20 protein-coding genes and 1 tRNA gene are annotated in these 25,102 nt (G+C 61.1%); 8 read left to right on the forward strand and 13 right to left on the reverse strand.

The window, feature by feature from the left end:
- Positions 1–52 precede the first annotated feature (52 nt).
- Positions 53–137 (forward strand) — tRNA-Ser (locus VGF98_04550).
- Positions 138–142: 5 nt separating this feature from the next.
- On the opposite strand, the gene VGF98_04555 is transcribed toward VGF98_04550, so the two are convergent.
- From VGF98_04555 to VGF98_04565, 3 genes are read right to left on the reverse strand one after another with little or no spacing between them, the layout of a single operon-like run.
- The gene (locus VGF98_04555; GenBank protein ID HEY1680884.1) at positions 143–595 is read right to left on the reverse strand and encodes a DUF2269 family protein; all 453 of its coding nucleotides are present in this window, start codon (positions 593–595) and stop codon (positions 143–145) included.
- A 25-nt stretch (positions 596–620) separates the two neighbouring features.
- Positions 621–1,355 (reverse strand): hypothetical protein, encoded by a 735-nt coding sequence (locus VGF98_04560; protein HEY1680885.1) that lies wholly within the window; start codon positions 1,353–1,355, stop codon positions 621–623.
- Positions 1,352–1,834, reverse strand: a complete 483-nt coding sequence (locus tag VGF98_04565) for a YqeG family HAD IIIA-type phosphatase (protein ID HEY1680886.1) — start codon at positions 1,832–1,834, stop codon at positions 1,352–1,354. Before VGF98_04565 ends, VGF98_04560 begins: the two co-directional genes overlap by 4 nt.
- A gap of 202 nt (positions 1,835–2,036) precedes the next feature.
- Here VGF98_04565 and VGF98_04570 point away from each other — a divergent pair, with 202 nt between their 5' ends.
- Both VGF98_04570 and VGF98_04575 read left to right on the forward strand, forming a co-directional pair.
- Positions 2,037–8,060, forward strand: coding sequence for an LAGLIDADG family homing endonuclease (locus VGF98_04570; protein ID HEY1680887.1), 6,024 nt, complete (start codon positions 2,037–2,039; stop codon positions 8,058–8,060).
- A 68-nt stretch (positions 8,061–8,128) separates the two neighbouring features.
- Complete coding sequence (locus VGF98_04575) at positions 8,129–9,463, forward strand: alkaline phosphatase family protein (protein HEY1680888.1); 1,335 nt, start codon at positions 8,129–8,131, stop codon at positions 9,461–9,463.
- A gap of 12 nt (positions 9,464–9,475) precedes the next feature.
- Here VGF98_04575 and VGF98_04580 read toward each other — a convergent pair whose 3' ends face one another.
- Positions 9,476–9,844, reverse strand: coding sequence for a VOC family protein (locus tag VGF98_04580; GenBank protein HEY1680889.1), 369 nt, complete (start codon positions 9,842–9,844; stop codon positions 9,476–9,478).
- An 83-nt stretch (positions 9,845–9,927) separates the two neighbouring features.
- Between VGF98_04580 and VGF98_04585 the strand changes: the two genes are divergently transcribed.
- Together VGF98_04585 and VGF98_04590 are read left to right on the forward strand one after the other, a co-directional pair.
- Positions 9,928–10,812, forward strand: coding sequence for a hypothetical protein (locus VGF98_04585; protein ID HEY1680890.1), 885 nt, complete (start codon positions 9,928–9,930; stop codon positions 10,810–10,812).
- Positions 10,788–11,807, forward strand: coding sequence for a hypothetical protein (locus VGF98_04590; GenBank protein ID HEY1680891.1), 1,020 nt, complete (start codon positions 10,788–10,790; stop codon positions 11,805–11,807). Before VGF98_04585 ends, VGF98_04590 begins: the two co-directional genes overlap by 25 nt.
- Before the next feature lie 10 nt (positions 11,808–11,817).
- Here VGF98_04590 and VGF98_04595 read toward each other — a convergent pair whose 3' ends face one another.
- From VGF98_04595 to argF, 8 genes are all read right to left on the reverse strand, one after another.
- Entirely contained in the window at positions 11,818–13,227 is a 1,410-nt protein-coding gene (locus VGF98_04595; protein HEY1680892.1) for an alkaline phosphatase family protein, read from the reverse strand.
- A gap of 83 nt (positions 13,228–13,310) precedes the next feature.
- Positions 13,311–14,501, reverse strand: coding sequence for an acetylornithine/succinylornithine family transaminase (locus VGF98_04600; protein ID HEY1680893.1), 1,191 nt, complete (start codon positions 14,499–14,501; stop codon positions 13,311–13,313).
- Positions 14,498–15,721 carry a bifunctional glutamate N-acetyltransferase/amino-acid acetyltransferase ArgJ gene (gene argJ, locus VGF98_04605; GenBank protein HEY1680894.1) on the reverse strand — a complete coding sequence of 408 codons (1,224 nt, stop codon included), beginning with the start codon at positions 15,719–15,721 and terminating at the stop codon, positions 14,498–14,500. Before argJ ends, VGF98_04600 begins: the two co-directional genes overlap by 4 nt.
- Positions 15,696–16,664, reverse strand: a complete 969-nt coding sequence (gene argC / locus VGF98_04610; GenBank protein HEY1680895.1) for an N-acetyl-gamma-glutamyl-phosphate reductase — start codon at positions 16,662–16,664, stop codon at positions 15,696–15,698. The genes argJ and argC overlap by 26 nt, the downstream gene beginning before the upstream one ends.
- The gene (argH, locus tag VGF98_04615; GenBank protein ID HEY1680896.1) at positions 16,661–18,064 is read right to left on the reverse strand and encodes an argininosuccinate lyase; all 1,404 of its coding nucleotides are present in this window, start codon (positions 18,062–18,064) and stop codon (positions 16,661–16,663) included. Before argH ends, argC begins: the two co-directional genes overlap by 4 nt.
- Before the next feature lie 2 nt (positions 18,065–18,066).
- Positions 18,067–19,287, reverse strand: a complete 1,221-nt coding sequence (locus VGF98_04620) for an argininosuccinate synthase (protein HEY1680897.1) — start codon at positions 19,285–19,287, stop codon at positions 18,067–18,069.
- The gene (locus VGF98_04625) at positions 19,284–19,754 is read right to left on the reverse strand and encodes a hypothetical protein (GenBank protein ID HEY1680898.1); all 471 of its coding nucleotides are present in this window, start codon (positions 19,752–19,754) and stop codon (positions 19,284–19,286) included. The genes VGF98_04620 and VGF98_04625 overlap by 4 nt, the downstream gene beginning before the upstream one ends.
- Positions 19,751–20,734: an ornithine carbamoyltransferase gene (argF, locus tag VGF98_04630; GenBank protein ID HEY1680899.1), complete on the reverse strand. Its 984-nt coding sequence runs from the start codon at positions 20,732–20,734 to the stop codon at positions 19,751–19,753. The genes VGF98_04625 and argF overlap by 4 nt, the downstream gene beginning before the upstream one ends.
- A gap of 19 nt (positions 20,735–20,753) precedes the next feature.
- Between argF and argB the strand changes: the two genes are divergently transcribed.
- Complete coding sequence (argB, locus tag VGF98_04635) at positions 20,754–21,575, forward strand: acetylglutamate kinase (GenBank protein HEY1680900.1); 822 nt, start codon at positions 20,754–20,756, stop codon at positions 21,573–21,575.
- Here the strand turns inward: argB and VGF98_04640 are convergent.
- The gene (locus VGF98_04640; GenBank protein HEY1680901.1) at positions 21,572–22,111 is read right to left on the reverse strand and encodes a hypothetical protein; all 540 of its coding nucleotides are present in this window, start codon (positions 22,109–22,111) and stop codon (positions 21,572–21,574) included. The two genes, argB and VGF98_04640, sit on opposite strands and share 4 nt — an antisense overlap.
- 149 nt (positions 22,112–22,260) lie before the next feature.
- On the opposite strand from VGF98_04640, the gene VGF98_04645 reads away from it, so the two are divergent.
- On the forward strand, positions 22,261–23,682 hold the full coding sequence (locus VGF98_04645; protein ID HEY1680902.1) for an alkaline phosphatase family protein: 1,422 nt from the start codon (positions 22,261–22,263) through the stop codon (positions 23,680–23,682).
- Positions 23,679–25,100: an alkaline phosphatase family protein gene (locus VGF98_04650; GenBank protein HEY1680903.1), complete on the forward strand. Its 1,422-nt coding sequence runs from the start codon at positions 23,679–23,681 to the stop codon at positions 25,098–25,100. The genes VGF98_04645 and VGF98_04650 overlap by 4 nt, the downstream gene beginning before the upstream one ends.
- The last annotated feature ends 2 nt before the right edge of the window (positions 25,101–25,102 follow it).

The following is a 25,102-nucleotide window of genomic DNA, read 5'->3' on the forward strand; positions in this document are numbered from 1 at the left end:
CGGGACCCGCGAGGAAGCGCGGACGGCCCCTCGAAAACGGCCCGCCGGTCGCGGAGAGGTGGCAGAGTGGTCGAATGCACTCGCTTGGAAAGCGAGCATACCGCAAGGTATCGGGAGTTCGAATCTCCCCCTCTCCGAAGCCCTATGCGCCGCCGGGCCGGAAGACCATCAGCGCCAGGATGACGAGCGCGATCAGGAACAACACTCCCCCAACGATATTTTGCCGCTTATCCAGTGCGACGTATGCCGGATCGTCCGGGGTGCCGGTCTCGAGCATTTTGATTTGCTTACGTAGGCCCGGTGAATACATTCCGTAGGCGAGCGCGGCCAACACGACCCACAGCAGAATCGCCCATTCCAGCCACGTTTGATGAAACGTTCGACCGGAGATCAGCACCTGCGCGATGCCGGTGATCAGCAGCAGACCATATGCGGGATTTGCTACCCGTCCGTCGATCAGTTTTATGCCGCGCAACACGAACAATAACTGATCGCGCTGCATTTTTCCGCGCGCCAGCCAAACGGGATACGTGCAGTTCGCGCCGACCGCAATGACGGCGCACAAGACGTGGATGAAGACGAGCCCTTGATACATGTTCAACTCCAAGATGCGCGGGCGCCTATTCGACAGCTCCTCGCATCGACGTTAGCCAGAAATCGAAACTCGCGTGCGCTTGCGCGCGCAACATCGCTCTGCCGTCGAACACTTCGCGGTTGAGGCGCGCACCCATCGTGGCACGCTCGCCGTAGTTTACATCGAGAATCGAATCCGACGAACGTAGCTGTTCGGCTAGCCGGTCGGGAATTTGCGCCTCCGGCGGAAGCGTGCTAATCACGAACTCGGGCGACTCATCGCGCGGCCACGGCGCAGCTTCGTAGTCGGCGCACACCGCCGCTACCCGCTGTGGGTCGCGACCCCAAACAAACGTGTAGACATCGTTATCGTGTAGTTCGACTAAGATCGCGCGCGCGGTCGCGCCGTATCCCAATATACCGACGCGTTTCAGCGCCAGCGGCTGATCGACCGCGGCCTCGAAGGCGACTCGCGCTCCAATTCCATCGGTGTTCGTGCCAACGATTCGCCGCCCAAACGCGATCGTGTTAACTGCGCGGGCGCGCCGGGCTTCCTCAGTAAGCTGGTCGCATGCCGACAGCGCTTCTTCTTTAAGAGGGAACGTAACGTTGCAGCCTACGTAACCCTCAGCCGCCAGGCGGCGGATCGCAGCCGCACCCTCGCCTTTTTGAACCCGCAACGCCGAATAGCTGCCTTCGATTTCGGCTCGCTCGAGAAACTCGCCCTGCAACAGCGGGCTTGCGCTATGGGCGACCGGATCGCCGATTAGTGCGAGTTTCACGGTCGCATGTTGCGCAACATAATCCGTTCGAAAAATCGGAAGAACGACGTCAGCGGCAGATCTTTCGCTTCGATCGGCTCGGTCAAAATGGTGTACAGACCGCAAAACTTGGCCCCGAGGACATCGGTGAACAACTGGTCGCCCACGACGGCGATCTGACTACGATGCAGATTCAGCCCTCGCATCGCCCGCATGAAGCCGAACGGCAACGGCTTGAGGGCATTGGGGATGCACCGGACGTTCAGCTGGGCGGCGATACTGGTGACCCGCTCGCTGAAGTTGTTCGACAGCATGATGATCTGGAAGCCGCGGTCGTGCGCCCGCTCGACCCAGGCGATGTGCTCCTGGGCCAATTCCGTCTCTCGATAGCCCAGCAGGGTGTTGTCGAGGTCCACGATGAGCCCCCGAATGCCGGCGGCTTCGAGATCCTCATGCGCGACGTCGTGCAGGCGCGGAGCGAAGCGGTCGGGTCCGATCATCTAGGTCCCCCTTGCACCGGTTATCCCCGGTATCCTCGGGTCTGTCCACATGTTGCTCTGCTCGGAGACGACTATCCGCAGCTTATCCGCCGGCCGTCGAGGTTGTTCGCAGCTCTCCCCACAAGGAATATTGACTTTACCCCAATATCTTGTGGTTCCCGGCCAAACGTGGCACAATAGATACTCCAAGGAGCGACCGACCATGAAGTTTGAGCGCACGTATTCCTCCGTCGACAACGCATATGCCGGCGTCGATTTCAGTCCCCGGACCTCGCGGATCGTCAATCCCGATGGCTCGGTGATTTTCGAAGCCAAGGACGTCATGGTCCCCTCCGTTTGGAGCCAGGTCGCCGTCGATGTGCTGGCCCAGAAGTACTTTCGGAAGGCCGGCGTGCCGAGTGCCACCTCCCGGGTGGCCGAGGAGGGCGTGCCCGAGTGGCTGTGGCGTTCCATCCCCGATGAGGCCGCTTTAAGCGAAGTCTCGCGCAACGATCAGTTCGGCCCCGAACGTGATGCTCGGCAGGTGTTCGAGCGACTAGCCGGTTGCTGGACCTACTGGGGCTGGAAGAACGGCTATTTCGACTCCGAGACCGACGCGAAAGTCTATTTCGACGAGATGCGCGCCATGTTGGCGCGCCAGGTGGGCGCTCCGAACTCTCCGCAGTGGTTTAACACGGGCTTGCACTGGGCGTACGGGATCGCCGGCCCGTCGCAGGGTCATTTTTACGTCGACCCGGCCAGCGGCAACACGAAACGCTCCACAAGCACCTACGAGCACCCGCAAGTATCGGCGTGTTACATTTTGTCGATCGAGGACGACCTCGTTAACGAAGGCGGCATCTTCGATGGCGTTCTTCGCGAAGCACGCATTTTTAAGGGCGGCTCCGGATCGGGCGCCAACTTTTCCCGACTTCGCGGCTCCGGCGAAAAACTGACCGGCGGCGGCACTAGCTCCGGCTTGATGTCGTTTTTGAAGATTTTCGACCGCGCGGCCGGTGCGATCAAATCGGGCGGTACCACGCGCCGCGCGGCCAAGATGGTCGTGCTCGACGCCGATCACCCCGACATCGAAGACTTCGTCAATTGGAAAGTTCGCGAGGAGCGCAAGGTTGCCGATCTCGTTCTCGGATCGCGCATTTTCGAACAGCAGATCAACGCAATCGTTTCGGCCGCCCACGACACGCGCGTTCCCGAACATGCGCGAATGGATCCCGCGCTCAATTCGAATCTGCGCCGCACGATCCGCGAAGCGATCGCATTAGGCGTCCCGAGCGGCGCGACGCAGAACGCGCTCGACTATGCGAAACAGGGTTATACACGCGTCGAAATCGAGCAATACGACACGGCCTGGGATTCCGAGGCATACATCACGGTTTCCGGCCAAAATTCGAACAATTCGGTGCGGTTGACGAACGAGTTCTTCCGCAAACTCGACGCGGATGAAGATTGGAATCTCACTGCGCGCACGACCGGTGACACGATCAAGCGCCTCAAAGCCAGCGACCTGTGGGAGCAGATCGCGCTCGCTGCCTGGCAGTGCGCCGATCCCGGTCTGCAATTTGACGACACAATTCAAGACTGGCACACATGCGCCAACGACGACCGCATTAATGCAACGAACCCGTGCGTCACGGGCGAGACGCTCGTTGCGACTGCCGACGGCCCGAAACGCATCGCTGACATGGTTGGTAAAGCTGCGTTCGTCATGGGCGGCGACGGCCAGCCGCACTTTGTTTCGCGCATTTTCAAGACGGGCACCAAGCCGGCATATCGCCTTCGCACGAAAGCCGGCTACGAGCTGAATGTGACTGCGGATCACCGCATCTGGACCGAAAATCGCGGCGACGTTCCGGCAAGCGAACTTCGCGCCGGCGATCGCATCGGACTAGGCGGCTCCGGCTTTGGTTCGCGTACGCTCGATGAGCGGATTGCGCTCGGTATCGGTGTCGCAGTTGGAGACGGCTGCGTAACGAACGGTCCTCGCCCCGGACTCATCCTGACCATGGCTCACCACGAAGCGCCCGTTTTAGAATCGATTGCCGATGGAATCAACGATTCAAAGTCGACCGCACTAGATGGGCGAGGTAGACGTGTCACGTCCGTCACACACCCGCCGAGTGCGTCTTGCGCTCGTATCTCTGTTGGGAATCGCTCCGTTATCGAGACCTTCTCTCGATATGTGGTGCTTGATCAAGGAAGCGCCGAGAAACGCTTTACCGAAGCGATCTTCGAGCTCGATCGCGTTAGCACCGCGCACATTCTTCGAGGTCTATTTACCGCCGATGGAACGGTCGCAAACTACGGTTCGAAGTCGCAGTACGTATCGCTCGATTCGTGTTCGCTCGACCTTCTCAAACAGACGCAGCATCTTCTTCTGTCCTTTGGCATCAAGGCGAAGCTGTACCAAAATCGTCGCGTGGAGCTAACCAGCCAATGCCCCGACGGAATGGGCGGCGTGGCCACATATAATGTTGCCCAGATGCACTCGTTGCGAATTTCGCGGTCCTCTCGTCTTCGGTTCGAGCAAGAAATTGGATTCGACATCGGATCGCCGAAGGTTCAGGCACTTCGCGAACTTAACGCGACAGTGGCGTGCTACGCCGACGCATTCTCCGATGAGTTTACGTCGCTCGAACTCATTGGTGATCGCGATGTTTTCGATCTTACAGAGCAGGATACAAATCACTTTGTCGCGAATGGATTAAAAGTCCATAATTGCTCCGAGTATGTATTTATAGATGATACAGCTTGCAACCTGAGTAGCCTAAATCTCGTTAAATTTCTCAACGATGATGGAAACTTTGATGCTAAACGCTTCGCAGCAGCATCACGTATTTGGACGACCACTCTTGAGATCTCCGTGACGATGGGGCAGATGCCGTCGCAGCAGATTGCTGAAAAGAATCACGGCTATCGCACGCTTGGCCTCGGCTACGCAAATATGGGCACCTTATTAATGCGTATGGGTCTGCCGTATGATTCCGAGGAAGGCTACGGTTGGTGCGCTGCTATTTCCGCGCTTATGACGGGCGCCGCATATCGCGCATCGGCTGAGATGGCGCAGCAGCTTGGGCCGTTCGCTCGGTTCGAAGCGAATCGCGACTCGATGCTTCGGGTTATCCGCAATCATCGCCGCGCTGCGTACAACGCGCCCAATGCCGAATACGAAGCGCTTGGTGCCAAACCGGTAACGCACGCGCCGACGTTGTTCACGCAAGAAACGTGGGCGCTCGCTCGGCGTATGTGGGACGATGCGTTGTCAATCGGTGAAGTTGCAGGCTACCGAAATGCACAAACCGTTGTGATCGCGCCGACTGGATGTTTAACGGGCAATACGCTGGTTGCGACCGACCGTGGACTCGCGCGCTTAAACCGTTTGGGCAACCCGGACGGCAACCAATGGCAGGATGTCGACTTCCGCGTGCTCACCGACGACGGCGAGCAACACGCGACCAAGTTCTTCATCAATGGCATCGAACCGACGCGTCGGATCACGACGAAGAGCGGTTATGTGATTCAGGGTACGCCGACGCACCGCATCAAAGTCGTCGATCCCGAATCGGGGGACCTGGTCTGGAAGCGCATGGCTGACGTCGCTCCGCACGATCGCGTAGCGCTGTCGATGGGTAAGTTCGTGGGACAACTCCGTTCCGTTACGCTGCCCGCACTTGGCGAAGCGTACTGGACAGGCGACTACACGACCGTCGTCCCGCGAATGATGACGCCCGATCTGGCCGAACTCGTTGGATACTTCATGGGCGACGGTTCGTTCCATAGCAAGGGTCTACGTTTCTGCGTTGCACAACCCGACGAAGACGTTGCGAACCGCCTGTGCGACCTCGCTAGGACACTCTTCAACCTCGACGCAACTCGCACGCAGAAGACCGGCTACGTCGAAGTCGCGATTAACTCGGTACCGCTCGTCCTCTGGTGGGAAGCGTGCGGCTTTAGAAAGCTGCCCCCGTCGGTGGGCCATCGTGGAAAGGGCTACATTCCGCGCATCCCGGATGCGCTGTTAGCGACGAACGACCCGGCGATCTACGGTGCGTTCCTTCGTGGGCTGTACGAAGCCGACGGAACCGTCACGAACGAAGTTCCCACTTGGTCGTCGGCATCGGCTGATTTCTCGGAAGAAGTCAAGACGCTGATGCTCATGCTCGGCCTTCCCACGACGACTAAAATCGATATCTCGGGCTGGGGGCAATCGAACCTGTACTGCTCGCGGCTACTCAACCTCTCATACGGCCGCCGGTTTGTCGAAGCGGTCGGTTTCATCGGTGCGCGTAAAGCGAATGCAGTGGGCGCACGCGACGGTTGGCAAGCCCGCCGTCACGACAATGTGTACGTGGGCGAGATCGCATGCCGCGAGCTCGTTTCTGCAGGCGCGATCGCCAAAACCGATCTCCACAACGCTCATTCGCGCAATCCCGGCGCGCTTTCTCGGCAGCTCGTTCAAAGGGCACTCGACGCCAACTGGCAATCTCGCCTGGCGTCGTCGCTCGAGTTCTATTACGACAGCGTTTCCGCAAACGAAGACGGCGGCGAGCAACTCACCTACGATTTGTCCGTACCGGCTAACGTGACGTACGTTGCCAACGGCTTCATCTCGCACAACACGATCGGCCTGGTTATGGATTGCGATACTACCGGTATCGAGCCCGACTTCGCGCTCGTGAAGTTCAAGAAACTCGCCGGTGGTGGTTACTTCAAGATCGTCAACCAGTCGGTCGAGGCTGCGCTGCGCAAGCTGGGATACTCCGACGAACACATCGACGCGATCGAGACGTATGCCAAGGGAACCGGAACGCTCGAAGGCGCGCCGCACATTAATCGTGCGACCCTGAAAGCCAAAGGCTTCGACGATGCCGCGCTCGCCAAGATTGAAGCGTCGTTACTCGGTGCGTTCGAGTTGCCGTTTGTTTTTAACAAGTTCGTTCTCGGAGAAGAGTTCTGCACACAAAACCTCGGTATTCCGGCCGACAAGCTGAATGACTGGAGCTTCTCCCTTCTTCGTGACGGATTGGGCTTCACGAACCAGCAGATCGAAGAATCATCGGCGCATATTTGCGGCCGCATGACCGTCGAAGGCGCGCCGTACCTCAAGGACGAGCATCTCGCGGTGTTCGACTGTGCGACACCGTGTGGACGCTACGGTGAGCGGTACATCCGACCGCTGGCACACGTCGACATGATGGCAGCGGCTCAACCCTTCGTCAGCGGCGCAATTTCAAAAACGATAAACCTTCCGCAGAGTGCGACGATCGCCGACGTCAAGGAAGCCTATCGCTATTCGTGGGAGCGAATGATCAAAGCGGTGGCACTCTACCGCGACGGATCGAAGCTATCGCAACCGCTAGCTGGTAGCTACGACCTCGGCGGAAACGACGACGAAGCGTCGCCGGCTGTTGCCAACACCGATTTCGCCACGCCGATGCAAATCGCCGAGAAGATCGTGTATCGTTACATCGCCAAGCGCCGGCGCATGCCGGAGCGCCGCAGCGGCTACACGCAGAAGGCGATCATCGGCGGACACAAAGTCTACCTGCGGACCGGCGAGTACGAAGGCGGACAGCTCGGCGAGATCTTCATCGACATGCATAAGGAAGGCGCCGCCTTCCGATCGTTGATGAACAACTTCGCGATTGCGATTTCGCTGGGCTTACAGCACGGCGTTCCGCTCGAGGAGTTCGTCGAAGCCTTTACCTTCACGCGTTTCGAGCCCAACGGTCCGGTGACGGGTCACGACCACATCAAGATGGCGACCTCGTTACTCGACTACATCTTCCGCGAGTTGGCCGTGAGTTATCTCGGCCGCTACGATCTCGCGCACGTACAACCTTCGATGCACGTCGATGCGATGGGTCCCGAACCCCACGACGAGTATCTGTCTGAGGAGGACGGCGGTACGAACGTCCGGCCGGTAGGAGTCGACGAGAAGCTGCATCCCGTCAGCTCGCACTTCCGGCCAGGACAATCTACCCCGTCGGATGCCGGAATGGCAGGCGCGCACGCCGTCTCAACCGTTGTTTCCCTGACGGCTACAGGCGGCGTGCAGGCTTCCGTCGCGACGGCCACCGTAACGCTGTCGCGCACCGAAGCCGTCAACGCGTCGAAGGCCAAAGGCTACACCGGTAACGCCTGCTCCGAATGCGGACAGCTCACGATGGTACGCAACGGGGCGTGCGAGAAATGTGACTCGTGCGGATCCACGAGCGGCTGCTCGTAAAATGGCCTCTCGATAGCTCGCTCCTCTTGAAAGGCTCCTAGCTCGCGCTAAACAACATTGCGAGGGTTATGAAGCGAACGCCGCTGCTTGCCGCAGTCCTTTGGACGCTGAGTGCTTGCAGCGGCGGTTCTTTTGTGGGCGGCGCGTCGAATGCGGCCGAAGAGGTCGCGCACGGCCTAGGCCACGCAGTCTCGCCGATTCAACACGTCATCATCATTGTCCAAGAGAATCGAACGCCGGACAATCTTTTCCAGGGTCTGCCGGGCGCCAACATTTCGAAGACCGGATTGGATTCGGAAGGTGAAACCGTTACGCTAAAACCGGTCTCATTGGCTGCGTCGTTCGACCTCGGTCATAACCGCGCATCATTCCTGACCGATTACGACGATGGAAAGATGGACGGTTTCGATCGAAACCTTCCGGAGAAGTTTCATCTCCGACCGTTCAGCTACGCCCCGGCTTCCGAGGTGCAACCGTACCTCGATATGGCGAGCCAATATACGTTCGCAGATAACATGTTTCAGACGCAGCAAGCCGGCAGTTTTCCGGCGCACCAATATTTGGTCAGCGGAACGTCATCGGCTCTACCGGCGACGACGTACAGCGCTGCGGATAATCCGTACGACGAACGCCAACCGACGAAAACGGCTCCGGCCGGTTGTGACGCCCCCGATTACTCGCTAGTCGCGACGTTAAGCCGGGGCAACGGAGACTCCGGAGCGGGCGTCTTTCCATGCTTCGATCGCCCGGCGTTGTCCGATCTATTGGATTCTGCGCATCTAACCTGGCGCTACTATCAGCATCTATACGGTACCGGGCTTTGGCACGCATTCGATGCAATCCAGCACGTCCGCTACGGTCCAGATTATGCGAATGTCGTTTCTCCGTCGCAAACGATATTGGCCGACATCTCGGCGGGACAGTTACCAGCAGTGTCGTGGGTCATGCCCGCGTCCGACGCGTACTCGGACCATCCGGGTAGTCGAAGCGCGAAAGGGCCGTCATGGGTCGCGGCAGTCGTGAATGCGGTCGGGGAAAGTCAATATTGGAACTCGACGGCGGTCTTCATTACGTGGGATGACTGGGGAGGCTGGTACGATCACGTCCCGCCGAAAATGTACAACCATTTCGAACTAGGATTTCGCGTCCCATTAGTTATCGTTTCGCCGTATGCCAAGGCCGGCTTCGTTTCGCATCGACGGCACGAGTTCGGAAGCATCCTCCGGTTTGCAGAAACCGCATTCGATCTCGGTTCGCTCGACACGACCGACAAGCGATCCGACGACCTCGCCGATGCTTTTAACTTCAAGAAACCGCCGCGCCAGTTCGTGCCGATTCAAGCGCCGCCGTTTAATCCCAGTAGCGATACGACCTCCGGTCCCGACATCGAGGATCGGGAATAGCCGACGTAACCCCTACGCCTTCGGCGGCTGCCAGAGCTCGATCGGATTTCCTTCGGGATCGTGGAGCCGTGCGAATGCCCCGATGGAATGAACCTGTCCATCGAAGTCCACGGGAATTCCCGAGGCGCGCAACTGTTCGACCATCTTTTCCATGTCGCGCACGCGAAAGTTGATCATCCACACTTTGCTCGCGTCGCCAAAATAATCGCTCGAGTCGGGAAATGGACTGAACACCGTCTGGCCCGCCTCTTGCTCCCAAACCGTTTCGCCCTCATTCGTCGGCGCGGGTGAGATCCCAAGATGTTGCTCGTACCATTTCGTCAACGATTCCGGATCGCGCGCGCGAAAAAACAGGCCGCCAATTCCCGTAACTTTTTCCATGTCGCCCTTCTTCTGCTCGGCCTGCCATCACCCGCCTTGCGCCCCAGGGCGGAAAGAGCCAGTCAAGCGGCGTAGCGACCCGTGTGGGCCCTTCCGCCTCGCGCTTTTTCTGCATCTTAGTAGCGCTCGTCACGAGCGGCTGCAACCTGGATGTCACCCAAACGATCGACGCGACGTCACCGAATCGCGAAACGATCACCTATCAAGAAACGTTCGACGACGAGGCGTACTCGCACGCGCCGGATCTCGGCGCTCCGGCCGCGTTCGGCCTCACTTCCGCGAAAGCTGACGGATGGAGCGTCACACACACGGACGCTCCGGATAAACACATCCTCACGTTCACCAAATCGATGGCTCCCAACGACGCGCCCGCGCAACTAACGAAAGTCGCTACTGACGCCACCGCCGAAGCCTCAAAAGGCGGCGGCTTTTTGCTCGGGCCGACGGCGTTCATCGGATTGCCGCTCGTGCGAGCCGGCGCAAACGGCCCGATTCTGCGGTCGGTTCCAGCGCTGCTCCGGCCATCGGAATCTATCCCCTTAACCACGAAACCCGACCCTGCATTTCAACTCGCAAATGCGCGCGTCAACGCCGCTGCCGTGAACACCATCGTAACGGTTGCCGTCATCGTGCGAGACGCGAGCGGCGAACATCGCCTGCCCCTTGACTTCGCACATGCCGTGACGGTACCGAGCGCGCTGCGCATCTATGCCGGCCATCTTTGGCGCCTGTCGAGTATCCTCGCGACGTGGCAAGCCGTCGGCGACTACGGCCTCTTCGATTACGAGCATTCCGCACCACCGCTGTGCAGCGCGCAACCGCAATATCGCAAGTCACGAATGTTCGGGGCCGGCGTGTACGCCGAAGGCGCGCGGATGCCCCCAGACCTCATGCGCAACGCCTTTACGCTCGCCGACGAATGGTTGAGTACACACCCGGTGCAATGCACGCCATCGCAGCCCTCGTAACGCTCGTAGGCGTGCTTGCAACCGCCGCGCCGACATCGGCGAGCGAAACTGTTGCGCCGCACATTCTCGAGCACTTCGTCGATCAACAGTTCGTACCGCCATTGCGCTCGTACGACCAGCACTTGACGATCGGCGATGCTCGATGCCCGCGTGGGCTCGACCGGCGCGCAGCGCAAAAAGTATACTGCACCATAACCGTCGACGGCGTTCCGGTCTCCGTCGGCGTTATCTCGAATGACGCCTCGCATCTGGCCTTGGTGCAGTCATCATTTTTCGATTTTCTAGGGGTCGCGAGCCTCGAAAAGACGGAGTTGCTCGAACAATGCGATGTAACAGCGAGCGATGTGCGTTGTCCTGGTCCACGCTTTCGCAATCTTGACGTCGGCGCTACCGTATCGTGTTACGCCGACGGTTCCTTTGGCCGCAAGCCGCTCAGCCTGACCGTCTACGCGAACGGCGTAATCTACATGCAAAAACCGGCCGGATCGCTCGCTCCCGCGTGGATGAGGTCCGCAATCGACGCGCACGCTGCCGGCAAACGAACGATCGTCGATGGTCCCACGCTCGCGCTGTGGCAGCAACAGGCCAATGAAGCGGCCTTAGCAGCCCGGCATCAAGCCGGGAGCATCAGCGTGCAATGCCCGCCAACGGTCGACCTCAGCGGCTCAAAGCACGCGATCTGCAGGTACCGGTTTCACGGATCCTCGATAAGGCTCGACGTACATATCGATCCGGTTCGCGGAGTCTCCAGCATCCCACTCGACGCGATCCTCGATTGGGATAAGCTCGAGAGGACCGCGCGCGAATCGATCGATTCTAGCCTGCGTGCTAACGGCCGGACTCCCGATGCGTCGGTTCGTTGCGACCGGACTGCGCTCGTGGCGACACCACCGGCAATCTTCTACTGCAGCATCGTCGCCGGCGGGAAGAGTTATAAGGCCCAGGTCACGCTCAAAGACGGCCTCGGCAACGCACAATTCACGATCGTACCGTAGCGCTGCGAAGTTACTCGTCGTCCATCGGCTGGTTGTCTATGTGATGGCTATGCTCGATAAAGTAGTCTTTCTTGAGGTCCGACTGGATCGTCGTAAATTTGCGCGGCTTTTGCGTGAAGTTGAACATGTCGACCATCGATGTCGAACGCGCATCGGTGGTATTCATTGACGGTAAGCCGAAGTTCTGCTCCACGAATTTGAGGATGCTGCCGAACTCGTATTGCGTGTGCGTGACCTCGCCCTTCGGAACGTACGGCGAGATGACCAGCATCGGAACGCGGAAACCGAGACCGCCCATATTGTCGAACAGCGGCGGCGGCTCGTGATCGAAGAACCCGCCGAAATCGTCCCACGTGACGATCACGGCAGTCGAGTTCCAATCGTTGCTTTGACCGATCGCGTTCACGACCGATGCAACCCACGACGGGCCGGTGTCTGCCTTGCCCTTACCCCAGGGGTGATCCGAAGCGTACGTCTCGGGAACGATCCACGAAACCGCCGGCAACGTGTTATTCGTGATGTCGTTAAAGATATTCGTCTCCGGCCACGAAACGTTGGAGCCCCACTCGTTCGGGTCGCTATACACGTTTTTGATTGCGGCAAACGCGTTCCATAGCGCTCCGGCGCTACCCGGCGCGTACGTGGGCGTATAGTACTTCCACGAGATACCGGCCGTATCGAGCAAATCGCGCATAGTTTTCGTCGGGAACGTCAGGCATGGAAACGGACCCTTCTTCGGCTCGTATTTACCGGCCGTCGTTAGGAGCGACGTGTACGTGCCGGCCGGAGCCCCGCAACCCCAATCCGTAAAATTGGACGGATAGTCGATCAGCGTCGACGAGCTCTTAATCTGGCTCCCACCGGCGACCAGATCGAGATGGGCGGTGAAACTGCCGCTGCCTTGCGTCGTGAACAGATGATCGCTCAGGCCATATTGCTTGGCCATCGTCCAGTACGGTTGAATGTCAGCCGGGTTGACGTACATGTAGGCGTAATTGTGGGATGGGTTGTTACCGTCAACGCCGATGAAGTTAAAGCCGTCCATATCGCACGAGGTTTTCGGATATTTGTCGTTACCGTCGCACGCGAGATTGTACGCCACCGAATTATGATTCAAATCTTCCTCGCCCGCTAAATCGCGCATCACGAGGTTGATCGGCGTCTTGACGTATTTCTTACCAACCGGCTTCAAGTAGTATCCCGACGTCGCGCCATCGGCTCCCGGGTACGTTGCGAATAAATTGTCGAACGTCCGGTTCTCTTGAACGATGATAACGACGTGTTTGATATACTGGCCGCTCGTCGCATTCATCGACTGGGGACCGGAAGGTGCGAACGAAGACTCTCCGCTGCCCGGCTGAGAGCAGGCGCTCAGCGCGGCGATCGTGCCGGCAATAACGAATGGTCGCAAACGCAACATACGAGTGAACGTTCCTCCGGGCAAAGTCTCGTTGCGCTTAGTCGCTCGCTGTTGCGGCACCTCCCTTCTACGAATTAAGCAACCTACGTCAGTGAAGCGACGGCGTCTTCGAGTATTGATAATCCACGCTCGACGTTTGCGCTCGATACGATTAGCGGCGGTGCGACGCGGATCGTGTTGCCGCCGGCGGTGCCGATCAGCAATCCAAGTTCGCGCGCTCGCGTCACGACATCGCTCGCTACAAACGGTCCTCGGACGTCGACTCCAAGCAGTAAACCAACTCCGCGAACTTCGCCCAGCAAGCGAGCGTTACGCAGCGCGATAGCTTCGAGTCCGGCGCGCAGCTGATGCGACCGCTGGGTAACGGCGTTCTCGAGCGCGAGTTCGTCGCGTACGCGCAGATGGGCCAACGCCGCTGCGCACGGAATCGGCGAGCCGCCGAACGTCGAACCGTGGTCGCCCGGAGCGAATCCCGCGGCCGCACGACCGCTCGCCAAAACCGCGCCGATTGGGAGCCCATTGGCCAGAGCTTTTGCCATCGTCACGACGTCGGGCACGACGCCGAAATGTTGAAACGCAAACGTCGGTCCGATCCGTCCCATGCCGCATTGCACTTCGTCGAATATCAATAACGCGCCGCGTTCGTCACACAGGTGGCGTGCGCGTTCTAAGAATGTACGGTTCGCGACGTGCACGCCGCTCTCGCCTTGCACCGGCTCGACGATGAATGCTGCGACCGAAGCGTCGATCGCGCTATCTAGCGCGTCGACGTCGTTAAACGGCGTAAACGCAAAACCACCCGGCAACGGGTCGAACCCTTCGCGGTACGCCGCGTTGGCGGTTGCCGCCAGCGCGCCCATCGTGCGTCCGTGGAAGGATCCCGTACAGGCTAGGATGGTGCGCCGCTTCGGTTCGCCGTTGCGGAAGGCGCGCTTGCGCGCGAGTTTGATGGCCGCTTCGTTGGCCTCGGTCCCCGAGTTGCAAAAGAACGCGCCCGATAGGCCCGATCGCCGCACCAACTCGCGTGCTAGCGTGCCGGCCGGCTCGTGGTGGTACAGGTTGCTGGCATGCACCAGCCGCCGCGCTTGCTCCGAAACCGCGTCCGCGATCGCCGGATGCGCGTGACCCAGCGCGCACACCGCGATACCCGCCAAGAGATCGAGATACCGGCGTCCGGTATCGTCGATCAACTCACAGCCTTCGCCCGCAACGAACGTCACCGGCGCGCGATTGTAAGTCAGCAGCAACGCCGCCGGCTGGGTGGCGGCCGTCACGTGCGGTAGCTCGCATTAATCCGCACGTAGTCGCGCGAGAGATCGCAACCCCATGCCGTCGCGCTCGCAGAGCCGAGGCCGAGCTGCAGTTCGATATAAATGTTGGCGAGTTCCAGCTCGCGCCGGGCGTGCTCTTCCGACAGCGCTTCGGCCGCGCCGGCCGTCACCCACGCGCGCCCGTTCAGCGACAGCGACCAACTGCCCGGAACCAATCCGGCCCGCGCAGATCCGGCCGACGAGATAATTCGTCCCCAGTTTGGATCTTCACCGTACAGCGCCGTCTTCACGAGATTGCTGTTGACAACCGCGCGCGCGATCGAGCGTGCCTGCGCGCCGTCGATGGCGCCCGTCACGCGCATCTCGAGCTTCTTCGTGGCACCCTCGCCATCCGCGACCATGGCTTGCGCCAAGTCGAGGCACACGCGCCGTAACGCTTCACGCACGACGTGCGGCGCGGCGTTGCCGCCGTCCGGCGCGAACGCATACACCGCATCGTTGGTCGACATGTCGCCGTCGACCGAAATCATGTTGAAGCTCTCGTCGACGCTCTCCGACAACGCCGCCTGAAGTGCGCCCCGATCCAGCGGGAAGTCGCTCGCGATAAACGCGAGCATCGTCGCCATATTGGGAGCGATCATCCCGGAGCCTTTGGCGATCCCGCCGATCGCGTACCGGCGCTCCTCGTGATAGAACGTGTAGGCCGAAAGCTTCGGTACCCGATCGGTGGTCATGATCGCTTCGGCAGCATCGTTGGCGGCCTTGCCGCCGCCCTCCAACTGCTGCGCGGCCCGATCGAGCCCCTCGAGCAAGACCTCCATCGGCAGCGGCACCCCGATCACCCCGGTCGATGCGACGATCACTTGCGATGGGCGCACGTCGAGTAAGCGCGCGACGCGACCGGCCGTCACGGCCGCGTCGGCCATGCCCGCGTCGCCGGTGCAGGCGTTCGCGCAGCCCGAGTTGCACGCCAACGCTCGCATCGGTACGCACGCCTCGAGATGCGCCCTACTCAGCAACACCGGAGCCGCCTTTTCATCGTTGGTCGTGATCACCGACGCGCACGCTTGCGGCTGCTCGAATGCGATCAGCGCGAGATCGCGCTTGCGCGGCTTGATGCCGGCGTGCACGCCCGCCAGCAACACGCCCGGAACGGCGCCCAGCCCTCCGCGCTGCGCGATCAGCCGCAGGGATTCGTCAACAGAGTACGGTGCGAGCGTCAAGACCGGTTGCCTCCGAAAAGCCGAGCATAATGTTGAGATTTTGCACGGCTTGTCCGGCCGCGCCCTTACCGAGATTGTCGATGGCGCAAACCGCCCGCACGACGTTCTCGCAAACATCGACGTGCAGTTCCGCCTCGTTCGTGCCGACGACCGATGGAACGCTCGGTACGCGCCCGCCCGAAACGAACCTTACGAACGCGCTGCCGCTGTAGGCGCGCACGTACGTGTCCCGCACGAGCTCGCGATCGACGGTGCCGTCGAAGATGGCATACGCATCGACCAGCATGCCGCGCACGATCGGCACAACGTGCGGCGTAAACACGACCGAAGCATCGATGCCCGCGAGGGCCAGCGTACGCTCGATTTCCGGTTGATGCCGGTGGCCGTCTAAACCGTACGGTCGAACGTCGCCGCTTACTTCGGCGAACAACGTGTCCACGCGCGGCGTCCGGCCGGCGCCGCTCACGCCGCTCTTCGCGTCGATCACCACGGTGTGCGGCCGTCCCGCCGACGCCAACGGCAACAATGCGAGGGCTGCTGCCGTCGGATAACACCCCGGGTTCGCAACGACCGCCGCGCTCGCGATTCGCGCGCGATTCCATTCCGAAAGTCCGTAGACGGCCGAGGAGTCGAAACGATAATCCGATGACAAGTCGATGACCCGCGCGTTGCGTTCCAGCAACGCCGGCACCAGCGCGCGCGCATCGCCCGAATTGCCGGCCGTGACGACGATGTCGCCGGGGCGAAGCTGTTCGAGCACGCTGCCGGGCGCATCGAAGCGCAACGAACTGTTACGCAATGCCGAGAAATGGTCGCCCGCCGCTTCGCGCGCATGCGTGCGGCTCTCGAGCACGCCGAGTTCGAGCGCCGGATGCCGGCTGAGAATACGAATGACTTCGGCCGCCGCGTATCCACTCGCGCCCCACACGTGAACGCGGGTCACGCGCCCGCCGATAAATGCGTTAACTCATCCTGCAGCGACGCGATCTGATCGCCGACCATCGCCCATCCCGTCGAACCCGCGGTTTGCTTTGCGGCGATCGACGCCTCCGGCGTTAGCGGCGCATGGATGTCGCTTGCGCCGAGCTGCACGGCGGCCTCTGCAACGTCCGATTCGTCCAACGCGCGCCCCAACGACTCGGCACGCACGACGGCCGCGCCGGCCAGCATGTGCGCGACGCGGGCTGTCGCGCCGTTCGCGATCAGCGCGTCGGCCACGTCGGTCGCGATGGTATATCCGTCCCCTGCCGTCGACGACATCCGCTGGCGATCGAACGTCACCGCATCGAACGCTCTACCGAACGCATCGAGCGCGCTCGACGAACGCTCGACGATCGAGATAACCGCCGCTTTGGTTTCTTGTAGATCGCGCTGATATGATGTCGCCAACCCGCACAACGTGGCGAGCGCGCCGGCGTACGCTCCAACCATCGACGATGCGCGCGCGCGCACCAGCTCGAACGGATCGGGGTTACGCTTCTGCGGCATCAAGCTCGAGCCGGTCGACGCCCGATCGGCCAAGCGCACGAATCCGTAGGCCGGCGCGCTCCACGCGATGAGTTCTTCGCAGATACGCGACGCATCGACCAGCGCTCGTACGTACGAGTGTGCCAGATCGAGGGCAGCGTCGCGATTGCCGACGGCGTCCAGCGCGTTGCGCGACGGCGCTGTAAAGCCTAGCGCTGCGGCGGCACCGGCGCGGTCCAGGGGTAACGTCGAGCCCGCCAATGCACCGCTGCCCAGCGGACACACTTCCGCCGCGATCGACCCAACGGCCGCAAAGCGGCGTGCCGCCCGGACGAACTGTTCCGCCCATGCGATCAACACGAATGCAAGCAACACCGGTTGGGCGGGTTGTCGATGCGTACAGCCTGCCAGCATCGTCCCGGCATCGCGCTCCTCGCGGGCACGCTGCACGATCGAAGCGGCGGTCGCGCGGGCCGTCGCGCCGGCGCTCGAAGCACGGTCGCGCGTATACAGCAGCAGCGTCGTCGCAACCTGATCGTTACGGCTCCTTCCGGCATGCAGTAGTTCACCCGCCGCGCCGGCCAACTCACGAACTCGTGCGTCGATCGCTCCATGCACGTCCTCCGCACCGGCGGCGCGCGCACGCGCGGCAAACGCACCGGAGTCAATCTCGCGGGCAACCACCTCTAACGCACCGATCAGCCGCGCCGCATGTTCGTCGGAGATCACGCCGCCGCGCAACGCGCGCACGTGCGCCATCGAGCACGTTACGTCGAACGGCGCGAGCACCAGATCTTCTTCTAACGACGAGCCGAAAGCGAGCAGCGACTCGTCCGGAGGTGCCGTGAAGCGTCCGCCCCATTGCAGTTGCGCCACCGTCAGGTCGGCGCCAAAGCGCCGTTCGCGCGCCGTGCGCTGGCCGCCACCGGCAAGCCGTGCAAGGCGATGAATCCGGTTGCGGCCGAGTGATCGAACGCGTCACCTTCACCGTACGTGGCGAGCGACGCATCGTAGAGCGCGTGCGGCGACGCAACTCCCGTGACGGTCGCGACTCCCTGATGTAACCGAACGCGCACCCGTCCCGACATGCGAGACGAGCCGGCCGCGTTGAATCCGTTCAGCGCGACACGCAACGGATGCATCCACAGACCGTCGTAAATCAATTCCGCATAGCGCTGATCGCAGCCGGCTTTAAAGCGTAGTTCGTCGCGTGTTAATACCAAACGCTCCAGCGCTCGATGGACGGTCAGCAGCACGGTCGCGCCCGGACACTCGTAGATTTCGCGCGACTTCATGCCGATCACGCGATCCTCGACCAGATCGATCCGTCCGACGCCGTGTTTACCGGCAATCGCGTTCAGCCACGCGACGAGCGCAAAGCCCGCTCGTCCGTCGCACCTCGGTTCGTTACGCTCGAACTCGATCGTTACGTCATCCGGAACGGATGGTCGTTCCGCCGGCGCCGCCGTCCACGCATACGCATCTTCGGGTGGCGCGTTCCACGGATCTTCCAGCACGCCGGCCTCGATCGAGCGGCCCCACACGTTCGCGTCGATCGAGTACGGTTTAGCGACGGTGTGAGCGACCGGAATGCCGTGCTCGCGCGCGAACGCGATGGCGTCCGGCCGCGACAACGGCCGATCGCGCAACGGTGCCAGACAGGTTATCGATGGGTCGACGGCGCGCGCGCTTACCTCAATGCGCACTTGGTCGTTGCCTTTGCCGGTGCAGCCGTGCGCGACCGCCGTCGCCGAATAGTGCGCCGCCGTTTCGACCAGCAACTGCGCGATCAACGGACGCGAAAGCGCCGCCGAGAGCGGATAGATGTTTTGATACATCGCGTTGGCGCGCATCGCCGGGAAGGCGAACTGCTCGACGAACCGCTCCTTGACGTCGATCACGATCGCGTCGTACGCACCGAGCGCCAGCGCCTTCTGCCGTACGCCCTCGAGCGCGGCGGTGGCCTGGGCGCCGGCTAACGCATCGCTTTCGCCGAGATCGACCGTCATCGCGACGACCTCGTGCCCATCCAGCAGCAGTTGCTTCAACAACACCGATGTATCCAGACCGCCGGAGTACGCGAGAACGATCCGGCTCATGCGGCGTCGGCGTTCTTCAGATCGAGAAACCGCTGCTTGACGTGCGGAACGTCTTCGATCGATCGCACGATCGCGAGCACCGTGTCGTCTCCGCCGATGGTGCCGATCACTTCCGGCCACGCGGCTTCGTCCAGCGCCGACGCGATCATCATGCCGCTGCCGGGCGCCGAGTGCAATACGATCAAATTGACGCTTTCTTGTATCGAGATGACCAATTCCGAAACCGCGCGGTGCAGACGGCTCACGTAGTTGACCGTTGCCGCCGGAACGACGTATTTGAAGATATCTTCACCGCGTTCGGATTTGATCGGCACCTTTGCCAAACCCAATTCCTTGACGTCGCGCGACACGGTGGCTTGCGTGACGACGAAACCCTGACTGCGTAATAGCGCGACGAGTTCGTCTTGCGAGTGAATTGGGCGGGTCGCCACCAGCGTTAGAATCGCTCTCTGCCGACGGTCCTTCATACCGGAAACCCCCTGCGATCGGTTAACAGCGCCACCAGTAGCGCTTTTTGTGCGTGCATTCGATTCTCGGCTTGATCGAAGACGGCGCTCCGTTCGCCGTCGATAACGGCGGCGGCGACTTCTTCTCCGCGATGCGCCGGCAAGCAGTGCAAAAAGATTGCGTGCGGCGCTGCGTTAGCCAACAGTTCTTCGGTGACCGCGTACGGGCGTAGCAACGCCTCGTTCCGCTCCCGGTACCGTTCCTCGCCCATGGACGTCCACACATCGGTGTACACCGCGTCCGCATCGCGCACGGCCCGCGCCGCGTTCGCGAACGTGCGTGCCGTTCCGCCGCTTCGCCGTCCAAGATTCCCAAGGTGGGCCAGCAGTTGCTCGGGCGGCCGGTGCGACGGCGGCGCAGCGAAGTGTACGGCGCCGCCCATCATCACCACCGCTTCCGCGAACGAAACCGCAACGTTGTTTCCCGCATCGCCCACGTAGGCGACACGCAAGCCGGCGATCTCGCCGAAACGCTCCTGTAACGTCAAGGCATCGGCCAGACCCTGACACGGATGTGATGCCGCCGACAAACCGTTGACAACCGGCACCGTACTCGACCGGGCGAACCGTTCGAGCGGTTCGTGCGCGTGGGTACGAACCACGATCGCATCGACGTAGCGCGAGAGCACGCGCGCTGCGTCTTCAGGTGTCTCGCGCGATCCGATCGCGAACTCCGCGCCGTGCGCGAACAACGCCTGGCCACCCAGTTGATTCACCGCGACTTCGAACGAAACGCGCGTGCGCAAGCTCGGCTTCTCAAACAGCAGCGCAACGGTGCGACCACGCAGCGGACTATGCTGAACGCTCGAGGGCCGAGCTTTGAGAAACCCGGCCAGGCGCAGGACGTCGGCCAGTTGGTCCGGCCGCAGGTCGCTGACGTTGAGCAAATTACGCCCCTGGAGGCCACTATTGGGGATGGGGGCTAGCGCGAGGCTGGTCATCTCTTGTATATTTATGCATATGACGCATAAACTTGCAAGTGGAGATCGGCCACTCGTCGTGAAATACGGCGGAAACGGGATGGGCGCCGATCCCGACGCACTCGATCCGGTGATCGACGAACTAGCCGGTCTCCAGCGCGCGGGACAAGCGGTCGTCCTGGTGCACGGCGGCGGACCGGATATCGACCGTGCGCTGCTGCGTCAAGGCGTCCAGACAAGCCGCATCGCCGGGCTGCGCGTCACGGATGCGGAGACGCTCGAAGTGACCGAAGCCGTGTTGTGTGCCACCTTGAACAAGCGTCTGGTGCGCGCGCTCACGCGCTCGGGATCGCGGGTCGCCGGTGTCAGCGGGCAAGACGGCGGAACGTTAGTCGCAACAAAAACGCAAGCGTCCGACGGAAGCGACCTCGGCTTTGTCGGGACGGTGATCGAAACGGATCCGGCGCTGCTGTTCGCGTTGTTACACGCCGGCTTTCTGCCGGTCGTCGCGCCGCTAGCGCTTTCGAACGGCGCATCGCACGCATATAACGTTAATGCCGACGCAGCTGCTGCCGCGATTGCCGACGCCCTCGATGCGAGCGCGCTGGTGATGCTGACCGGCGTACCGCGCGTCTTGCGCGATCCAAGCGATCCGTTATCGTCGATACATCGTCTTTCGCTGCACGACGCGATCGCATTCGTGGACGGGCCGGCCTGTCGCGACGGCATGCGTCCGAAACTCAACGCCGCTATTACCTACGTGTCGGCGAGAAGCGGTTCGGCCTACATCTGCGCCACCAAGCCCGGCGCCATCGCCGCCGCGCTCGATGGCGACGCGACGATCGTCGCCAATGCCTCTTAGGCTGCCGCCGATCGCCGGCGCACGCCATCGCGTCGTACCACGTGCGTTGTACCGGTGCGAAAATCGTAGGTTACGACGCCGGAAATCCGTTCGCCGCGCCCGGTGGTGCGTTCGGGAGTCACGGTCGGAAGCGCGGCCAGGCGCTCCGGGCCAGACGGCAAACGGCGCAGCGACAACCCGTATGGGGAGCCGTCCCGCCCGCGAACGATGGCATCGAATGGTCGCGCCTGCGCGCCCGCGGCGAGAACGTTCCGGCGAGCGATTCCGAAGCACCGCGACGCTAACCGCGACGACGCGAAACGGCGCAGCTCCGAGACGATTCGGTCGCGTTCGGCAAAGAGCGCGGCGGGCCGCACGCCTTCGGCTGCGGCTGCCTGCACCAGCGACTCGAAGCGCACCAGAGCCTCGTTGGCCAGCGCGCTGACCGTCGGCGGGCGGTTGCGATGCAAAAGTACGTGGCGCACGGCGTCACGCATGGCCGTTTCACCCAGCTGCGGAAGCGTTTTGGCGAGCAGAACCGGATCGTTCACCATCACACTATCGGGGTTTCTTGTGCCATACGCCTGGCACTATCGCTAAAATAGAACTCCGGTCATTTATAGATTTCGTGCCGGCGCCTACGAGCGACAGGTTCGGGCGGTCGAAGTTGGCAAATTCGAAACCCACCTATTTCGGAGGCCAGTTCGTGCAATTATTGTACGCGAGATCTATCGCCTTGGCTGCTTGCATCGCATTTCTAGCAGCTTGTGCGGGTGGCGCCGGGACCTCCCCAATGCCGGGTTCGCCGGCGCACCGGGCGGCCGGCTCGAAGGCGCACACCATCGATCACATCGTCATCATCGTTCAAGAAAATCGCAGCTTCGATAACCTCTTCGCCACATTTCCGGGCGCCGATGGAGCGACCTCGGGATATTACCTCAAGAAGAACGTTCCGACGCTCGTTCAACTCGTCGCAAGACCCCTGGACGACGGCCGCGACATCAATCATGCATCGCAAGCGTACAACGATGCCTGCGACGGCGAAAACACCTATCCGAAGACGGCCTGTGCGATGGATGGATTCAACCTCGAGGGGATCGACGGCAACAGCCCAGCCGGTACGTATCCGTACCAATACATCAAACCGTCCGACATCAAAGCATATTGGTCCTTAGCCAAGCATTTCGGACTCGGCGATCATATGTTTCAGACGCAAGGCAGCGGCAGCTTCACCGCGCATCAAGATCTCATCGCCGGCGGGAGCACCATCGACGACGCAAACTGCGGCAGTTCGCAAGCGACCTGTGCGATTATCGACTATCCGGGTCCGAAGAAATTTATCAACTGGGGATGCGCCGCGCCGGCTGGAACGACGACGTCGCTGCTAACCCAGCAGGGCCAATATCTTACGGGTGCGGGGCCGTTCCCGTGCTTGACGTATCCAACGCCGACGATGCGCGACCTCCTCGATGGAGCCGGCGTGACGTGGAAATACTACACGCCCCCATACGTTAGCAAGACGAGCGGCGCGCTGTGGAATGCCTTCGCTGCAATCTCGGCCGTGTACAACGGGCCGGAATGGCAGACCAACGTCTCGATTCCGGAATGCAACGTCTTTGCAGATATTTCAGCCGGCACGTTACCGCAAGTTTCATGGGTGATCCCAGAAGAGGAAGACTCCGACCATCCGCGTGGCCCGGGTAAGCCCGATTACGGGCCGCAGTGGGTCGGAGCGGTCGTAAATGCGATTGGGAAGAGTGCGTATTGGAAGTCGACTGCGGTGATCGTTACGTGGGATGATTGGGGTGGCTTTTACGATCACGAACCGCCGGCATTCTTCGACGACATGGGCGGACTCGGATTTCGCGTACCGTTGCTCGTCGTTTCACCGTACGTTCCAAAGAACGAAATCTCGCACACGCAGTACGAGTTCGCAAGCATCCTGAAGTTCGTCGAAGAAACGTTCGCGTTGGGATCTATGGGTACGACCGACGTGCGCGCGACGTCGATCTCCGACATGTTCGATCTCAATCAGAAACTGCGACGGTACGTCGCGGTGCCCGCCCCGCCGTCCAATACGTTCTGCACCAGCCCCCAATCGCTTAAGGAGCCCGTCGACCGCGAATGACCGCTCGTTTCATCCGATCGCTTGCCTTTATCGCTTGCGTTGCAACCGCCGCTTGCGGAGGAGGTACCGGAACGGCTCCGCCGCTTTCCGGCGGTCTCATGCCGGCGGCCGCAGCGTCGCCCGGCCCGATCCAACACATCGTGATGATCGTGCAAGAGAATCGCAGCATCGATAATCTCTTTGCAACATTTCCTGGGGTAGACGGAGCGACATACGGCTATTACCTCAAACCCAGCGGTAAGACGTACGTCAAAACCAAGGTGAATCTGAAAGAGCGGCCGCTCAACGGCGGCCTCGACATCAATCACGCATCGCAAGCTTACAACGACGCGTGCGACGGCAAAGACACGTATCCCAAAAAGTCGTGCGACATGGACGGCTTCAACCTCGAAGGCATCGATGGCGCGAACTACGCCGGTACGTATCCGTACCAGTACATCAATCCAAACGACATCAAACAGTATTGGGCGTTCGCGAGAAACTACGGTATCGGCGATCATCTCTTTCAGACGCAGGGCAGCGGCAGTTTCACCGCCCATCAAGATCTCGTCGCCGGCGGTTCCAACATCGACGACACACATTGCGGATCGACCAAAGCCTGCGCGGTGATCGATTACCCGTCGAACTTTGCCAACTGGGGCTGCGGTGCGACGTCCGTAACCGTTACCTCGCTGCTAACCAAAGCCGGAAAGTACGAGCCCAACCTCGGACCCTTTCCGTGCCTGACGTACCCGACGCCGACCATGCGCGACTTGATGGACGCGAAAAACGTCACCTGGAAATACTACTCGCCGCCGTATTCCGGTGATACCGCCGGTGCGATGTGGAACGCCTTCGCGGCGATTTCGGCCGTATACAATGGCCCGGAATGGAAAACCAACGTCTCGATGCCGGAATGCAATATATTTTCGGACCTTTCGGGCGGCACACTCCCCAACGTTTCGTGGGTGGTTCCCGAACAGCAAAACTCCGACCACCCCAGTGGTCCGAGATCGATCGATCACGGGCCGCAGTGGGTCGGCGCCGTGATCAACGCGATCGGAAAAAGCCGGTATTGGAAGTCGACTGCCGTGATCGTTGTGTGGGACGACTGGGGCGGCTTTTACGATCACGAACCGCCGCCATTCTTCGATGAGATGGGTGGCCTCGGGTTCCGCGTTCCGCTGTTGGCGGTTTCGCCGTATGTCGCGAAAGGCACGATCTCGCACACGCAATACGAGTTCGGCAGCGTCTTAAAATTCGTCGAGTCGACCTTCAACCTCGGTTCGATGGGAACGACCGACGCGCGCGCCACGTCGATTGCAGATATGTTTAACGTCAAGCAAACGCCGCGCTCGTATATCAAGGTTGCGGCCCCTGCGTCGGATACGTTCTGCACCAGCAAACAACAAGAGCAGATTCCGGTCGACCGCGAATAGCG

The organism is Candidatus Tumulicola sp. (assembly GCA_036490475.1).
GTDB lineage: Bacteria > Vulcanimicrobiota > Vulcanimicrobiia > Vulcanimicrobiales > Vulcanimicrobiaceae > Tumulicola.

Coding starts and splice junctions, on each gene's coding strand:
- VGF98_04555 (HEY1680884.1), bottom strand. CDS start 595: ATGTATCAAGGGCTCGTCTTCATCCACGTCTTGTGCGCCGTCATTGCG.
- VGF98_04565 (HEY1680886.1), bottom strand. CDS start 1,834: ATGATCGGACCCGACCGCTTCGCTCCGCGCCTGCACGACGTCGCGCAT.
- VGF98_04570 (HEY1680887.1), top strand. CDS start 2,037: ATGAAGTTTGAGCGCACGTATTCCTCCGTCGACAACGCATATGCCGGC.
- VGF98_04575 (HEY1680888.1), top strand. CDS start 8,129: ATGAAGCGAACGCCGCTGCTTGCCGCAGTCCTTTGGACGCTGAGTGCT.
- VGF98_04580 (HEY1680889.1), bottom strand. CDS start 9,844: ATGGAAAAAGTTACGGGAATTGGCGGCCTGTTTTTTCGCGCGCGCGAT.
- VGF98_04590 (HEY1680891.1), top strand. CDS start 10,788: ATGCACGCCATCGCAGCCCTCGTAACGCTCGTAGGCGTGCTTGCAACC.
- VGF98_04595 (HEY1680892.1), bottom strand. CDS start 13,227: ATGTTGCGTTTGCGACCATTCGTTATTGCCGGCACGATCGCCGCGCTG.
- VGF98_04620 (HEY1680897.1), bottom strand. CDS start 19,287: ATGAGCCGGATCGTTCTCGCGTACTCCGGCGGTCTGGATACATCGGTG.
- VGF98_04625 (HEY1680898.1), bottom strand. CDS start 19,754: ATGAAGGACCGTCGGCAGAGAGCGATTCTAACGCTGGTGGCGACCCGC.
- argF (HEY1680899.1), bottom strand. CDS start 20,734: ATGACCAGCCTCGCGCTAGCCCCCATCCCCAATAGTGGCCTCCAGGGG.
- argB (HEY1680900.1), top strand. CDS start 20,754: ATGACGCATAAACTTGCAAGTGGAGATCGGCCACTCGTCGTGAAATAC.
- VGF98_04650 (HEY1680903.1), top strand. CDS start 23,679: ATGACCGCTCGTTTCATCCGATCGCTTGCCTTTATCGCTTGCGTTGCA.